Source organism: Arthrobacter sp., from assembly GCF_031179985.1.
Classification (GTDB): Bacteria; Actinomycetota; Actinomycetes; order Actinomycetales; family Micrococcaceae; genus Arthrobacter.
Window position 1 is genome coordinate 7,159 of sequence record NZ_JAPSHJ010000038.1, and the last position, 15,161, is coordinate 22,319.

The 15,161-nt window shown below is 61.9% G+C and carries 15 protein-coding genes, 1 tRNA gene and 1 other RNA gene; 10 read left to right on the forward strand and 7 right to left on the reverse strand.

Annotation, left to right across the window (positions count from 1 at the left end; all coding sequences use genetic code 11):
* The coding region (locus RIN13_RS15365) for a M23 family metallopeptidase (RefSeq protein WP_309108206.1) at positions 1-995 on the reverse strand (995 nt) is incomplete at its 3' end.
* A 187-nt stretch (positions 996-1,182) separates the two neighbouring features.
* Here RIN13_RS15365 and RIN13_RS15370 point away from each other — a divergent pair.
* Entirely contained in the window at positions 1,183-2,094 is a 912-nt protein-coding gene (locus tag RIN13_RS15370; protein WP_309108207.1) for an oxygenase MpaB family protein, read from the forward strand.
* Between the two features lie 100 nt (positions 2,095-2,194).
* Here the strand turns inward: RIN13_RS15370 and RIN13_RS15375 are convergent.
* Positions 2,195-2,279: transfer RNA gene (locus tag RIN13_RS15375), tRNA-Ser, on the reverse strand.
* A 354-nt stretch (positions 2,280-2,633) separates the two neighbouring features.
* Between RIN13_RS15375 and RIN13_RS15380 the strand changes: the two genes are divergently transcribed.
* The 4 genes from RIN13_RS15380 to recR all read left to right on the forward strand — a co-directional run bounded on the left by RIN13_RS15380 (position 2,634) and on the right by recR (position 6,814).
* Complete coding sequence (locus RIN13_RS15380; RefSeq protein ID WP_309108208.1) at positions 2,634-2,960, forward strand: hypothetical protein; 327 nt, start codon at positions 2,634-2,636, stop codon at positions 2,958-2,960.
* 110 nt (positions 2,961-3,070) lie between these two features.
* An RNA gene (gene ffs / locus RIN13_RS15385) (signal recognition particle sRNA small type) lies at positions 3,071-3,167 on the forward strand.
* Positions 3,166-6,108, forward strand: a complete 2,943-nt coding sequence (locus tag RIN13_RS15390) for a DNA polymerase III subunit gamma and tau (protein WP_375164780.1) — start codon at positions 3,166-3,168, stop codon at positions 6,106-6,108. Before ffs ends, RIN13_RS15390 begins: the two co-directional genes overlap by 2 nt.
* A gap of 106 nt (positions 6,109-6,214) precedes the next feature.
* Positions 6,215-6,814: a recombination mediator RecR gene (gene recR / locus RIN13_RS15395; protein ID WP_247046165.1), complete on the forward strand. Its 600-nt coding sequence runs from the start codon at positions 6,215-6,217 to the stop codon at positions 6,812-6,814.
* Positions 6,815-6,851: 37 nt separating this feature from the next.
* Here recR and RIN13_RS15400 read toward each other — a convergent pair whose 3' ends face one another.
* The 3 genes from RIN13_RS15400 to RIN13_RS15410 form a co-directional block, all read right to left on the reverse strand.
* On the reverse strand, positions 6,852-7,946 hold the full coding sequence (locus RIN13_RS15400) for a hypothetical protein (RefSeq protein WP_309108210.1): 1,095 nt from the start codon (positions 7,944-7,946) through the stop codon (positions 6,852-6,854).
* A gap of 66 nt (positions 7,947-8,012) precedes the next feature.
* Complete coding sequence (locus RIN13_RS15405) at positions 8,013-9,155, reverse strand: ABC transporter permease subunit (RefSeq protein WP_309108211.1); 1,143 nt, start codon at positions 9,153-9,155, stop codon at positions 8,013-8,015.
* Positions 9,152-10,045: an ABC transporter ATP-binding protein gene (locus RIN13_RS15410; RefSeq protein ID WP_309108212.1), complete on the reverse strand. Its 894-nt coding sequence runs from the start codon at positions 10,043-10,045 to the stop codon at positions 9,152-9,154. Before RIN13_RS15410 ends, RIN13_RS15405 begins: the two co-directional genes overlap by 4 nt.
* Before the next feature lie 381 nt (positions 10,046-10,426).
* Between RIN13_RS15410 and RIN13_RS15415 the strand changes: the two genes are divergently transcribed.
* The gene (locus RIN13_RS15415) at positions 10,427-11,785 is read left to right on the forward strand and encodes an aspartate kinase (RefSeq protein ID WP_309108213.1); all 1,359 of its coding nucleotides are present in this window, start codon (positions 10,427-10,429) and stop codon (positions 11,783-11,785) included.
* A 100-nt stretch (positions 11,786-11,885) separates the two neighbouring features.
* On the opposite strand, the gene RIN13_RS15420 is transcribed toward RIN13_RS15415, so the two are convergent.
* Positions 11,886-12,077, reverse strand: a complete 192-nt coding sequence (locus tag RIN13_RS15420) for a hypothetical protein (RefSeq protein ID WP_309108214.1) — start codon at positions 12,075-12,077, stop codon at positions 11,886-11,888.
* 142 nt (positions 12,078-12,219) lie between these two features.
* Complete coding sequence (locus RIN13_RS15425) at positions 12,220-12,447, reverse strand: hypothetical protein (RefSeq protein WP_309108215.1); 228 nt, start codon at positions 12,445-12,447, stop codon at positions 12,220-12,222.
* 131 nt (positions 12,448-12,578) lie between these two features.
* Between RIN13_RS15425 and RIN13_RS15430 the strand changes: the two genes are divergently transcribed.
* From RIN13_RS15430 to RIN13_RS15445, 4 genes are all read left to right on the forward strand, one after another.
* The gene (locus RIN13_RS15430) at positions 12,579-13,100 is read left to right on the forward strand and encodes a MarR family transcriptional regulator (RefSeq protein ID WP_309108216.1); all 522 of its coding nucleotides are present in this window, start codon (positions 12,579-12,581) and stop codon (positions 13,098-13,100) included.
* Between the two features lie 313 nt (positions 13,101-13,413).
* Positions 13,414-13,749 (forward strand): SSI family serine proteinase inhibitor, encoded by a 336-nt coding sequence (locus RIN13_RS15435; RefSeq protein WP_309108217.1) that lies wholly within the window; start codon positions 13,414-13,416, stop codon positions 13,747-13,749.
* A gap of 4 nt (positions 13,750-13,753) precedes the next feature.
* On the forward strand, positions 13,754-14,749 hold the full coding sequence (locus tag RIN13_RS15440; RefSeq protein WP_375164781.1) for a 3-methyladenine DNA glycosylase: 996 nt from the start codon (positions 13,754-13,756) through the stop codon (positions 14,747-14,749).
* Entirely contained in the window at positions 14,733-15,104 is a 372-nt protein-coding gene (locus RIN13_RS15445; RefSeq protein WP_309108218.1) for a serine protease inhibitor, read from the forward strand. Before RIN13_RS15440 ends, RIN13_RS15445 begins: the two co-directional genes overlap by 17 nt.
* The last annotated feature ends 57 nt before the right edge of the window (positions 15,105-15,161 follow it).

Below are 15,161 nucleotides of genomic sequence, written 5' to 3' on the forward strand. Positions count from 1 at the left end.
GTCGGTGTCGGCACCGCAGGCGTGGATGGGCTGGGCGAAGGAGCAGGTGAAGGCGGGTTCGGATCCTGACCGGATGTACCGTCAGCGCCGGGATCAGAATGGTCGTGTCCGCCGTCGACTTCGTGTGCTCCATCTGCCGCTACGGGAATCGCCCACTGCGGAGTTTCGGCACCGTCGGGATGTTTTTGGCCCGGTGCGTAGCTGACCATCTCCAAGGATCCGAGTTCATCAACCTGCTTGGTGGGCAGGAGCTTCCAGTCGGCTGGATTGGCATGCTTCCCATTCAGGATGGTCTCAAAATGGAGATGGCAACCCGTGGAAGAACCTGTGGTACCAACCCGTGCAATGACTTCCCCTACCTGGACCGATTCTCCCTTTTTGACTGCTATTGCCTCAAGGTGGTTGTACGTGGTGATGAGGCCGTTGCCGTGATCGATTTCCACCCTGTTGCCGCCACCCCACAGGTGCCAGCCCACCGCCCGGACGACACCGGCATCGGCGGAATAGACCCGTGTGCCGCATGGAGCAGCAAAATCCTGCCCCCAATGAAATTCGCCGGCGGCGCCGGTCATCGGGCTGGTGCGGAGACCGAATGGCGAGCTCGGAACCAGAACCTCCAGCGGAGCCATGAGGGAACCGGCAGGAGGGCGCCGCATATCTTTGATAGCAACGTTCAGTTCATGCTTGCCGTCTTTGGACGTTGTCCTGACAATGGAGCGGCTGAAGGAAATAAGGGCGGCAGGATCTGCAGTGAACCCGACGGGATCATGAACGCCCGCACCCTCTGCGGAACCCGCGGCGCCTGGAGTGACGCCCGACGCCGTTGTGCCGGGATGCGCCGTCGACGCCACCGGATTTTGGCTTCCGGGACCCTGGACGCCGAAGGCCAAACCTGCGAGGGCAACGGTTACAGTTGCGCCCAGGATACGGACAGCAAGGGCGCAAGGGCCGTTGGAACGGCTGCCAGGCCCGGTTGCTGCGGCGTGATTTCCCACTCAAGGACTCCCAAAAGACTCGGTCCGCCAACCCCAACCTGCGGACTTACTAACCAATGGGACCACAGGGCATGGACCCTGTGAACCCTGATCGACCAAAATCCGCTCAAGCTTAGAGAACTTTGCGGAACTCCTGAGGTTATCTTGTGAATCCCACTGAGAATAATTGATTGAGTGAGAATAGAGCATGCGTAACATCCTCAAGGAGTGGCAGGCCGAAATCCGACGCACTCTGAACGGCAATCCGGTATCACTTCCAGAGTGGGTGCCCCGGCTGGCGGAGGGAAATGACATTGGCTACTTCACCCCGGATTCCGCTGTCTGGACCGTGCACGGTTCCATGAGCACCATTGTGGCCGGCATCCGTGCGCTGCTGATGCAAGCGCTCCATCCCGGTGTGTTGGCTGGCGTGCGCGAACACTCCCACTACCGCGAGGACCCACTGGGGAGACTTGCCCATACCATCCGGTGGATTATGACTGTCACCTACGGATCAACCACAGCCGCGAGGGAAGCGTCGGACTGGGTGCTCAGGCTTCATGAGCAGGTCCGCGGCGAATACGTTGACGGACACGGCCAGGTCCGCCACTACTACGCAAATGATCCTGAACTCCTGCGGTGGGTCCATATCGCTTTTACGGATGCTTTTCTGGAAACTCACAAAATCTGGGGCGGGCCCATCCCCGGCGGCCCTGACGCTTACGTCCGTGAGTGGGCCCAGGCGGGCCGCCTGATGGGAGCCGAGGCGCCACCCGTCAGTGAGTCCGAGATGAAAAAGCAGTTGGACAGCTGGTTCGACGCCGGCGACTTACGTTTTGATGAAAGCGTCAGGGAGACAGTTGATTTTATCCGGAACCCCCCTTTGCATCCGATGTTGAAGCCCGGATACCGTGTGCTTTTTGCTGCCGCCGTGTCCAGCCTTGAACCAAAGTACCAGGAGCTCCTGAGGCTGCAGCCCGCGCGCCTGGGTCCTCTCCCCCTGCCGGTACGGCTGGCTACGCGAGTTACGCTCGGCGTCGTGCAGCTCGCCTTGGGACGTCAGGCTCCCAGCGAGCAGGCGGCAAGGCGCAGGCTTCGCCGCCTGGGATATGAAGGATAGAGGCGTCTGAAGTTCCGCGGCTCTGGAGCTTGATCCAGATACCTGAAACGAAACAGACCCGGCACGCAAAAGGCCCCGGTCCAGGACCGGGGCCAAAACGCGGAGAATGGGGGATTTGAACCCCCGAGGGCGTTAACCCAACACGCGTTCCAGGCGTGCGCCATAGGCCGCTAGGCGAATTCTCCAGTAGCTTTTGAATCAAAAGCAGATACTAGACTACCTGAACTTTTCGGCATCACCCAATTGAGGAAATTGGGTGGATTCCTGCCTTGGCTGGACTGCAGCAGCCGACGGCTGGAGGTGGCCTGCGGAACCGGGACTGACTTTAACGTTAAAATGGACGCCCCCAATGCGCCCACTTCACGGCATCACCGTTGAGCTACTGGGTCCGACCCCCACGCCAGGCCCAGTGACTCACAATCCTGACATTGCCCCAATCGGTTTACATACGCAATGTTGCGCCGTGTGCCACGGATAAGCAAGACATTTCTGAGCCGGTCCGTTGGCCGTAGAATGATCCGCGCTGGGATGATGGCCATATGCCGCGACTACATGCCCTGGTTACGTACATACCGGAGAGCCATGCCGACGCCGTTCTGGCGGCAATTGGAGATGCCGGCGCCGGAAGGATCGGGAACTATTCCCATTGTTCCTTCACCGTCCGTGGCGTGGGAAGGTTCATCCCGCTCGACGGCGCTGAGCCTTACTTAGGCGCCGTAGGGCAACCCGAACACGTTGATGAGGTCCGCGTGGAATGCATCGTGGAAAGCGAAAAGCTCGACGACGTTGTGCTGGCACTGCGTGCTGCCCACCCTTATGAGGAACCGGCCCTGATGAGTTGGCCAGTGGACGGCCACTCCCGCTGATCCTGTTTGCTCCGTTACGCGTCTGCCACAACCGCTGCCGCACTTGGATCCGTCTCGCAAGCGGGTTGGACACTCGATTTGGCGACGTCAAAACTTCAGGTAAAGTTGCTGACGGCCCCTCATGTGGCGTCATCCTGTTGAACTCCCCCAGGACCGGAAGGTAGCAAGGGTAAATGGGCTCTGGCGGGTGCATGGGGGGTCTTTTATGTCTGTCCCGATTGGTAGGGTTTTCTCTGTGACTGTTACTACTGCCCTCTACCGTAGATACCGCCCTGACTCGTTCGCGGACGTTATCGGGCAGGAACACGTCACCGAGCCCCTGATGACGGCTTTGCGGAAGAACCGCGTCAACCACGCCTACCTCTTTTCGGGTCCACGTGGATGTGGAAAGACCACCTCCGCCCGGATTCTGGCCCGGTGCCTCAACTGCGTCCAAGGTCCCACCGATACGCCGTGCGGAAAATGCCCCAGCTGCATCGAGCTTGCCCGCGGAGGCGCAGGTTCCCTCGATGTGATCGAAATCGACGCTGCCAGCCACGGTGGGGTGGACGACGCCCGGGATCTTCGCGAGCGCGCCACCTACGCTCCTGTGCGGGACCGTTACAAGATCTTCATCATCGATGAGGCCCACATGGTCACGTCGGCCGGCTTCAATGCGTTGCTCAAAATCGTGGAAGAGCCACCCGAGCACATCAAGTTCATCTTCGCCACCACGGAGCCGGACAAGGTCATCGGCACCATCCGCTCCCGCACTCACCATTACCCCTTCCGGCTGGTTCCCCCGGAGCCGCTCATGGCCTACCTTGAATTGCTTTGCAAGCAGGAGAACGTCCCGGTAGCTCCCGGCGTACTCTCACTGGTCATCCGTGCGGGCGGCGGCTCCGTCCGTGATTCGCTGTCTGTCCTGGATCAGCTCATGGCAGGAGCCGGACCCAATGGCTTGGACTATGAGCTGGCTGTGGCGCTGCTGGGTTACACGCACGCATCCCTGCTTGACGACGTCGTCGATGCCATAGCAGCTTCCGACGCCGCCACAGTCTTTCGCGCGGTGGACCGTGTCATCCAGACAGGACACGATCCCCGAAGGTTCGTGGAGGATCTGCTGGAGAGGTTCCGCGACCTCATCATCGTCAAGGCAATGCCTGAAAGCGCTCAGTCCATCCTCCGCGGCATGCCTGCTGATCAGATCGCACGCCTCCAGAACCAAGCACACAATCTGGGCTCCGCCGAGCTTTCACGGGCAGCAGATGTGACAAACACGGCACTCACTGAAATGACAGGTGCCACCTCGCCACGGCTGCATCTGGAGCTGCTCTGCGCCCGGATTCTGCTTCCGAGCACCGAACAAACCGAGCGTGGCATCGCTGCACGGATCGATCGTGTGGAGCGCAGGCTGAGCTTCGCCGGAAACGATCCCGCTACCCCTGCCGCTGACGCCGCCGGTATTGATGCCAAGGCTGCTTCTGGTGCGCGGCAACGCCCGCCAGCCGTACCTGCCCAGCCCACCGAAAGCCCCTCGGCCGCACCTCAGTCTGCCGCGCCTCAGGTTGTTGCAGCTCCCGAGGTGGCAGCCGCCCCCGCGGTTGCTGCAGCTTCCATGGTTGAAGCAGCGCCTTCGGCCGCAACGCCACCTACTGCAGCGTCAGCGGGATCCGCCGCTGCAGCCAGAGCTGCATCTCCGGCTGCACCGTCCACGGAAGCGGCAAGCCCTCCTTCCCCTGCAGAATCCGCATCTTCGGCAGCGCCCGGGCCGGGCGCGAGCTCGTCCGACGTCGAGGTTCTGCGCCGGGCGTGGCCGGACATTCTGCAGACGCTGACCAAAATCAAGCGCAGCACGTGGGCTTTGGTTGAACCCAATGCCCAGGTTGCCCGGTTCGACGGTCAGGTACTCACCATCGCCTTCACTACATCCGGGTTGGCAGGCGCCTTTGGCCGGGCTGACCATTCGGACAACCTCCGTCAAGCCATCCATAAGACCATCGGCATCGACTGCCAGATTGAAGCTGTCGCGGGCGGATCCAAGAGTGCAGCGAGCGCTGAGCCAAACCCAAAAGCGCCTACTAACCGAGGGGTTCCGGTAGCATCCACTGATGCTGACTGGGGCCTCGATCCGGCTACGGCATCCGCTCCTGCCCAAACTCCCGCTGCTGCACCCGCTCCAGCACCGGCTGCTGTGCCCAGTCCTGCCGTGGCGAATGCGGCCGCAGATGCAAACACGCCAACAGCACCGGGGCACCCATCCACGGACGAATCACGTACACCAGGTGCCGCAAAGAACGACGCCGCCAGCGTCAACATGCAGGACTCAGGGGGTTCCTACTCCTATCCGGACGACGATTGGGGTCCGCCCCGCGACGAAGACGCTCCGCCGCCGGACGACGAGCCCCCGATGGACTGGGAACCTCCCGCCGACCCCGGACGGCACACACCTCTCCGGCAGCCGGCCGCCAATGCTGAGACCAAATCGAGGCCTGGACCACCTCCGACCTCAAAGGCTCCGATCACCGGCCCCGATCCCGCCTCCGAAGTACAACGGCCCGCCACCAGCGACCCCTGGGCACATGCACGCGAGCAGGCTCCGGGGGTCTGGGTCATTGCCGCAGAGTCTAATGTTGGTTCGCAGAACGGATCAGCCGATTCGCCTGTGTCCGCGGCTGCTTCCTTGCCAAGCCCTGCCACTGCTTCAAACATGCCTGCGGAATCGCCCGCACCCGCTCCACGGTACGAGCCTGCTGCGGCGCAGGTCCCGCAGCCTGTGGGAGCCATGGCCGGTCCGGCAGGTGTCTCGGCAACCTCGCCTGCGCCTGCCCCTCCGAAGAAGTCTTCAATAACCAGCCCGCCAGCTCCGACCAAAAACACACCTTCGGCCTACACAGTCTCGGCAGCTACGTCGCCGGGTGAAACAGCCGTCCGGCAAAGCTTGTATCAACGGCTGTCCAGCAGCCCGGAGGCGGAGGCCGGCCGGGCCAAAGCTCCTGCGCGCACCGCTGACACCGGCGCCGCATTCGTCCAGGACGTCCCCAGCGCTGATGATGAAACCATTGAAGAATCCGGAGTCTTTGGCCGGGCCGCTGTCGAGCGTATTCTGGGCGGAAAGCTCGTGGAGGAACGCTCCCTGGATGGCAGTCCCCTTCCACCGCGCTTCTAGTTCCCGTTCTCAGCTTTCTTGCTGAGAGCCAGAACCTGCGCGCGGGGTTCCGAATCAACCAGCATGATCCATCCGAGCAAGATCCATCCGAACGAACGAGGACACAGTGTACGAGGGTGCAGTTCAAGAGCTCATCGATGAGCTGGGGCGGCTGCCTGGCGTCGGTCCGAAGTCGGCCCAGCGGCTGGCGTTCCACATCCTCGAGGCTGATCCCCAGGACATGAAGCGCCTGGTGGAGGCGATCACCACGGTCAAGGAACGCGTGAAGTTCTGCACCGTGTGCGGAAACGTCACCGAGCAGGAGCTTTGCAACATCTGCCGCGATCCCAGGCGCGATCCCTCAGTGATCTGCGTTGTCGAAGAATCCAAGGATGTTCTGGCGGTCGAACGGACGCGGTCCTTCAGGGGCCGGTACCACGTGCTCGGAGGAGCCATTAACCCTATTGCGGGGATCGGCCCTGAGCAGCTTCGGATCCGCGAACTCCTTACCCGGCTCAATGACGGCGCCATTCAGGAAATCATCATCGCCACTGATCCCAACCTCGAAGGTGAAGCGACGGCAACGTATCTCGCGCGGATGCTCAAGACAATCGGCATCACTGTCACCCGCCTGGCATCGGGGCTCCCCGTGGGTGGGGACCTCGAGTACGCCGACGAGGTCACGCTGGGCCGCGCCTTTGAGGGGCGCCGAAACGCACTCAGCTAGCTCGGCCGCCCGGCCGGGACTGCCTCCGTGCCTTTGGTCAGGAAGACAAAAGCCATTCGCGACGCCGTGAAGCGGCTTGACCGGCAAGCAGCAGAGTACCGGCCATGGCCAGTTGAGTACCGATGCCGGTGAGGGCGAGAGGAACCGGAGTTTCCCCCTGCTCATTCGCCCCTGCAGTTGCAGACCCCACGCATGGAATCTGGGTCCCCGCTCCAGCTGTCTCAAGCTCCGCTGGCAGCCAGCTAACGGAAGCGGTGCCGGGAGATGCCTCCCCGGCAAACAGTGCGAAAATGAGCAGCGGGTGCGAGACCCCCAACCAGACGACCCGTTCCGTGTGGAAGACCTCAACAATGCCCAAGAACTCCGGTGAGCACTCGTAGGAGGCAATCCTGCCAAAATCGTCCCGCTGTACGTTAAGGACAACCCGGGCTGGTTCGTACTGCCGCACAGCCGGAAGTAAGGCGATCACGGCGGCGACGTTCCCAAGCAGCAGAAACGCAGTCGTCGACCAGGCAAGAAGCTGTCCTCCTCTCCCGGGTAGCAACCATGCCGCACCGGTTGCGATCCCCGCGAAAACGACAGACTCAAAGACCATAACCCCCGCCGCGACTCCGGCAAGCTCGGCAGGTGCGTTCGAGGCTGTGGCGAGAATGAGCAGTCCCACGGTACTGGCAACGGTGAAGGCCATGCCTCGCGCAGCAGCGAAGAACCATGCATGCAGTAAGCCGGTAGAACCGGCATCATCCGCAGTTTGACGGATCGACAAGCCCCAAAGGAAAGCCAGCAACGAGGCCCCCAGCACGAGCAGTGCGGCAGTGAGGATGTACGCCCAGAAGTGGGCGTCAGTGGTGTAAGTCCCCCCGGTCACAAGCACAATGACGAGGAGGACTGCGCTGGCCCACGACAGCAGGAAAACAGTGAGCGACTGCAACCAGAACTTGAGGCTTCGAACTGATGCCCAGCAGTCTTTGAGTGCCCGCCGCAAGGCAACACCTGCTGCGCCTGGAGTGCCGGCTGCACCGCTGCTGCCTTCCCCGCCGCCAAGCCCCTGGTCAGAGTGGAAACCAGGAGCTTCCTCCCCGATCAGTTCATAGACCGGCTCGGGTTGGTCCTTGTCGTTGTCCGGGCTCACGTTCCAATCGTGAGCCTCTGCCAGCAGGCTGTCCAGCACACGAACGCGCCGGCAAGCAGGAAGGGTTCAGGCGATGCGGGTTCCCCGTGCCAGCCTGTGGGCCGGGGTAAGGAGCGACCGCCAACCCAGCCAAATGAGCAGCCCGGCGAGTATCAGTTGAAGCCCCAGTCCCAAGGGCCACATCGGTGTCGTCTGGCTCAGGTAAGGATCCTGCGGTTCACCGTTGGCGCAAGGGTACGTACCCTCCGGTCCGGCCACCGCATAGCGAGCGCCCTGACTGATGGATTCAATGGCGCCCCCGGAGTAGAAGTAGCCGCCTCCCGCGCGATCGGGGTAGGGGATGGCATCCGCCACCACAACATAGGGATTCATTGCGAGTAGCCAGGCTACTCGCTCTGTCCGTGGCACTCTTTCCTCCTGCAAGGGTCCGCTGCAGGTGTAGGCAGGAGGAGCGGGCTCGCCTTCCGGGACGAGCGGGCTGGAGTTGGAATAGTTCGCCTGGTTCGCCCTGATGGTTCCCTGCGTCAGACCCGTGCCGAGGCCAAAGGAGATGACGGTACCGAAAACCAGCGCGGCAACGGCCAGGTAGGTAGTGACAATGGAAAACAGCGGACGTGCTGTCAGCGCTGAAATCCCCACGCCCACGGCGCACACGATGCCCACTTCGACCGTGAGCATCAGGAGCGCAACAATCACATGCCCCGGGGTCAGACCACCCTGCACGACGCCGAAAATCAGGAACGGGGTGCTGGTGACGAGGAAAGCGAGCGCAGCCAGCCAGGCTGCTAAGAACTTTCCCCAGAGTATCTGTCCCGGCGTGAGGAGGGTGATCTGCAGGATGGCAAGCGTTCCGCCACTGCGGTCCCCATTGATGGCATTCGCCGAGAGCGCCGGCGCCACGAGCAAGGCAAAGAGCAACACGAAGGCCAGCACGATTTCAAAAATCATCGAACCCGGGCCTGTTGGTCCGGCCACATAACCAAAATCGCCGCCTTGGGTGCGGTACGCCTGGCTGGCGTTCCAGCTTGCCCACGTCAGCCACGTCACCAGGGCAGTCAGGAGAAACCAGATTCCCAGCATGATGTACCAGCCACGGGACCTCAGCCGTTGTTTGAGTTCGAGGACTATGACGTCCCGGATGCCGCCGGCATAGCCAGCGACGCCCATGCCAGTTGCGGTGTTGTGCGACCCGCTGGTTGTCTGGCTCATTGCTGTTCCACCTCGAGGGTCATATAGGTTTCTTCGAGCGCTCCGGACGCCGGGGCGAACGAAAGGACGGGGACATCGGCCAGGATGAGGCCCCTCAGCAGCCGCACGGCGTCGTCGTCATTCATCAGCATGAGGCTGACGGCCGGCCTGCGGCTGCTTTCGATGCGGAAGGCGAGTCCAAGCTCGGTGAGCTTCCGGGAAAGTGACTCGGTGTCGACGGCGGAAATTGCGTATCGCCGTCCTCGCGCCGTCGCTTCCTCCACAGTTTGCTTGTTGACGGTGCGGCCCTGGTTGACGAACACTGCCCCGTCAGCGATTTCATCCAGCTCGCTCAGGACATGCGAAGAGACGACAATGGCCTTGCCGGCCTCGGCGAGTTCCCGCAGCATGATGCGCAGTTCCACCCGTGAACCAGGATCAAGGCCTGAGGCCGGTTCGTCCAGTAGAAGCACTGATGGGTCATGGATCAGAGCCCTGGCAAGGCTCAAGCGCTGTTGTTGCCCGCGCGACAGGACCCGTGCCGGCTGGTCGGCGAGGTCAGCCAACCTGACGAGGTTCAGCAAGTCCGCCACACGGCTGGGGATTCCCTGTTTGGGCAGGCGGTAGAAACGGGCCATTTGGGTGAGGATCTCACGGGCTGTCAGTGACTCCCACACACCCAGAGTGTCCGGCATCCAGCCCACTTTTCGCCTCACTTCAGCTCGCTGGGTGGAGGGGTTCAGCCCGTCAACGGCTATGGTTCCGGCATCCGGGGCCAGGAGCGAGGCCAGCATCAGCAGCAGGGTGGTTTTGCCTGCACCATTGGGCCCGATCAAGGCCGTCACTTTGCCTGCCGGCGCATGAAAGTCCATATGCTCGACGGCGTGAACCGCTCCAAAGCTCCGGCTCACCCCTCGGGCGATAATTCCGCTTGCTGGCCCTTCATGGAGTGGCCCATCAGGGAGCGGCGAATCAGCGGATGGCACCTCCCTGATACGGCCAGCTGCTGCCTGACTGCCGTTATTGTCCGTGCCGTCTTGCACTTGTCCCCCAACAATTTTTCGTGACCCGGGACTGCCTGAAAGCCGCGGTGCTTCCAAGACACACGTGGTCCATGATTATCCGATGCTACGCGGAAAGCCCCTCGTCAGCTGTTCCGCCGCGGCCACCATTCGGTCACAATTCAGCGCCGGACCTCCCCCGGCGATAAACTGACCCAAATAAGTTACGCCGTCGTGCCACTATGGCCGCCTGGCCTTCAGAAACCCGATTAGTCCAGTGAGGGTGCGCGCATGAGTATGCCCACTACCGAAGTGAATACCGAGTCCCAGTCACAAGGACTGCCCGACAACACTGCCGTCACCAAGCAGCTCATCGTGCAAAAGTTCGGCGGCTCCTCGGTTTCCGATGCGGACGGCGTCAAGCGGGTAGCCAAGCGCGTGGTGGATGCGCAGGAGGCAGGCAATGAGGTGGTTGTGGTTGTCTCCGCGATGGGCGACACCACCGACGAACTGCTTGACCTTGCTTCCCAGGTAACCGATTCAGCGCCCGCCCGTGAAATGGACATGCTCCTCTCCGCCGGCGAGAGAATTTCCATGGCCCTGCTGGCTATGGCCATTAACAAGCTCGGAGCCTCCGCACAGTCATTCACCGGCTCACAGGCCGGAATGATCACCGACGGTATTCACGGCAAAGCCCGAATCATCGACGTCGACCCGCACCGGATCCGGACCGCCTTGGACAAGGGACACATTGCCATCGTGGCAGGCTTCCAGGGCATGAGCCGCAGCACGAACGAAATCACCACCCTTGGCCGTGGCGGTTCAGACACCACCGCTGTTGCCTTGGCCGCAGCCTTGGAGGCGGACGTCTGTGAGATCTACACAGACGTCGACGGCATCTACACAGCAGATCCGCGGGTGGTGCCCTCTGCCCAGAAGATTGACCGTATCTCCAGTGAAGAGATGCTGGAATTGGCAGCGTCCGGCGCCAAGATCCTTCACCTGCGGTGCGTGGAGTATGCCCGGCGCTTCGGCGTTCCGTTGCATGTCCGCTCGTCTTTCAGCCAGAACGAAGGCACCTGGGTCATGCCCGGTGCTGATGACAAGATCACCACTCAAGAGGGAGTTGCCTTGGAGCAGCCAATCATCTCCGGCGTTGCACACGACCGTTCCGAAGCAAAAGTCACCGTGGTTGGCGTTCCGGACATTCCCGGCAAGGCCGCGGCGATCTTCCAGGTCATCGCAGACGCGCACTCCAACATCGACATGATCGTGCAGAACGTCTCCACGCACGGCACCGGCCGCACCGATATCTCCTTCACGCTTCCGATTGTTGAAGGCGCGGATGCGCTGAAGGCGCTGCATGCTGCGCATGCAGAAATCGGGTTCGAGAGCATCGAATACAACGAGAACGTTGGCAAACTGTCGCTTATCGGGGCGGGCATGCGCTCCCACCCCGGTGTCTCGGCCACCTTCTTCAAGGCGCTGTCCGACGCCGGCATCAACATCAACATGATCTCTACTTCTGAGATCCGCATCTCGGTGGTGACCCATGCCGACCTTCTGGATGACGCTGTGCGTGCGATCCACAAGGCATTTGATTTGGACAGCGAAGATGTGGCTACCGTATACGGCGGCACCGGACGCTAACCTGGACAGGTCTCTGGTCCAGCCTTACCCCTGTATCCAGCTCAAGAATCACAAAGAGAAAGCACCGGTTGCCTGGCAGCCGGTGCTTCTTTTTCGGGCTTCACGTACCGTCTTTACGAACGGCGTAGTGATGGCCATGGGAATCTGTTTCGACCTCGAAATGCGACAATTCCTCCTCGGAAGCCCTCTCGAACTCGTCATGCTTGTGAACAACGGGTGAATCAAAATCTCCGCGAGTGGCAGGGCCGAAGAAGAACCTGAGCCTCTCCGTCACGTTGATAAAGCCGTTCATTACGCGAGCCACAATTACCACCCCCTTCCCCGCATTCCCGGTCCAGCAGAGCTCCTGCTGTCTGGCGGTTCCAGTGAGCCAATTTTACGCCCGAAGAGCCGAAAAAGCCCCAAAGGCATAGTGTTTCCGGATTGGCCGGGGCCTAACGGAGTGATTTGTCCCCGGGGTTTTTGGGGACGACGTAGGTGCTTCCGTCCGGGCGTTTCACCGTTTCCCACTGCTGGCTTTCGGTCTCGCGGCTGGCCAGCAGTTTTTTGTTCTCTTCGGTCATTTCGTGGGAAAGGGAACTGCGATTGGCCGGGCCGAAAATCGCCCGCAGCTTTCCGGTGGCACGCATAAACCTCTGTGCCCGGTTTTCTTTTGCCGCCATCTGAAATCCTCCAGGTTTTGTCTTCTTACCGTTGCTACCGCAGGGCGCTGCCACGCCGCCCGCACCAGCCGGCCTCACGCATTCTCTCCATAAGTGTACGCTAATCATTAGTGCACTAACTTAGGAGAATCATGAAGCAGCAGCTTGCAACCGGCCAAGGGCAGATCAGCGGGGTGAAGGTCACCACCGGTCAGGTCAACGATGACGAACTCCTCCTCTTGGAGCATCAGTTGTGCTTCGCACTCACGGTGGCAGCACGCAATGTCGTGGCCGCGTACAAGCCGGTGCTGGAGAAGCTGGGGCTCACCCATCCGCAGTATCTGGTGATGCTGTGCCTGTGGGAATCCAGTCCACGGATGGTTCGGGACATCAGTGACGCCCTGAGCCAGGAACCGGCCACCATCTCCCCTCTGCTCAAAAGACTGGAAGCCGCAGGCCTGATCACCCGTGGCCGGGCGGCGGGAAACGAGCGTGCCCTTGCCGTAGAGCTGACACCCAAGGGAGCCGCCCTCCGTCAAAAGGCAACGGCTGTGCCTGGCACCATGATGGCGCGGCTCGGCCTGACCCGGCAGCAAGTCACTCAGCTCCACACGTCCATGACGGGCCTGATCGCCGCGTCAGCGGAGCCGGCGGCAGAGGCATTTATAGAGTAGCCAGCTACACGGCTGCCGCTGCCGGGATAGCCGGCGATAGAATAGGGGAAACAGAGGGGAACGGGTAATGCGCAACGGGCTCATCCACAGAGTGCTCGCAGTCTCTGCTGCCGCCGCTCTGGCAGCTTGTTCCCCCGGCGGCGGAGCGGCTGGCCCCACACCAACGGGGACGGCCTCAGATGGCACCGCTTCTGCTTCAGCCCGGCCTTCGGCTCCGGCCACGCCCACAGTCCCACCCGACGTCGAAACTACCGAGCCAGCACCATCTCCGCCCTTAGAGTCCCCTATTGGTACCGGACCGGGGCAAGGCAACGTGGAACTTGCCATCGTGGTAACCCCTTCGGAAACCGAACCTGCCATCAATTACACCCTGGTGTGCCAGGATGGGGCGCCTGCCGCGGAAAGCAAACATCCCCAGGCTGACGCTGCCTGCACAGCACTCAAGAATCACCCTGCAATACTGAATGCGCCAGCCCGCAGTACGGACCGGGCGTGCACCCAGCAGTACGGCGGCCCGCAACGCGCCACGGTCACGGGAATCGTGGACGGAACGCCTGTAGACGTCAGCTTCGCGCGTACGGACGGGTGCCAAATTGCGGCCTGGAATGCTGCCGGGGATGTCTTAGGCCCCACCGGCGGAGCCCTCTAGCGCCATGCCAAACCATCACGCCGACTGGCCGCAGCAGGAGCATACGCTGTCGCCCGGCAACTGGATGGCCCGCGAGTCAGCCCATCAGCTGCGGGTTCGCCAGTACTCCGAGCCGTACCTTGCCCGCCGTTCGGCAGGGCACAAGCACCCTGTGGAGGACTTCCTTTTCACCTACTACACCCAAAAACCGGGTCAGCTGATGCGCTGGCACCCCGGGGACGGCGTCGTACTTTCCGGGCAGCAGGCGCAGACACGAGCCGGGTGGAAATACTACCGGCAGCTCGACGACGCCGAACTCGCCTCAGCCGGCCTGCCTCCAGGCAGTGCCGCGCTGGCTTTTGACCGGGGGTCATTCCTGCAGGACAGGTTCGAGGCGGTGCGGTTTGCCGGCATCATCCTGCAGGGGACAGCTCTCCGGCCGGGCCAGTTCGGCTGTTTCGGGCTGCACGAATGGGCCATGGTGTATCGGCAGGACAAATTCCAGCTCCGCCACGAGTACCTGCAACTGCGGCTGGGCAGTGCCGGAACCGACCGTGTGGTGGAGGAAAACCGGATCCGCTGCTCCCATTTTGATGCTTTCCGCTTCTATTCACCCGACGCCGTTCCACTGAACGAGCTTTCCCCGAGCCGGGAAAACCAGCGGTCCACGGAGCAGCCAGGCTGCCTCCACGCCAACATGGATCTCTATAAATGGGCCTATAAGCTATCGCCCGCACTGCCGAGCGAACTGGTGATGGACTGTTTCGAATTGTCCTGGCGGATCCGGGCCATGGACATGCAGGCATCGCCCTACGACCTTGAACAATGGGGCTATCCCGCCATCCCGATCGAAACTGCCGAAGGCAAGGCGCAATATGTAGAGCACCAAAGGGCCTTCTCTGCCGAAGCCCAGGCGTTGCGCGGACGGCTCCTGGGGGCGCTTAAACCGTTGCTCGAAGCTGCCGGTGTGGTGTCGGCCCCAGCTCAGCCGTCCAGGGCGAAACATGAGCGTCTTGCCTGAATCCGCCGAGGTGGATCTGACGGTACAGGTAAGCGGTCTGCCCGAAACCGCGGAGCGCATTTTCCGGCTTCTTGTCCGAAACGGATCCCCTGCTCCCGAATCCACGGTGCCGGACCCCGGAGCCGCGCTGGCCGCCGTCGAACGGTTCGGCGAGGAGATCTTCTTCGCCGCGCGCCGGGCGGACATGATCTGTACCCAGCAATACGGCGGCCCCCAGGTTGCGCTGGTGACAGGTGTCCTCCATGGGCGGCCTGTGCGTAGCAGATTCAGCCTCACGGACGGTTGTGAGATCGCCCGTTGGCGTGCCATGGAACCACTGTTGGGCGGGCCAGCCTCCCGTCGCGGCCTCGTATAAGTCTCTGAGAATCGCACAAAGAACCAAAGCAAGGGCCGGCAAACAGAACGTCCCGGG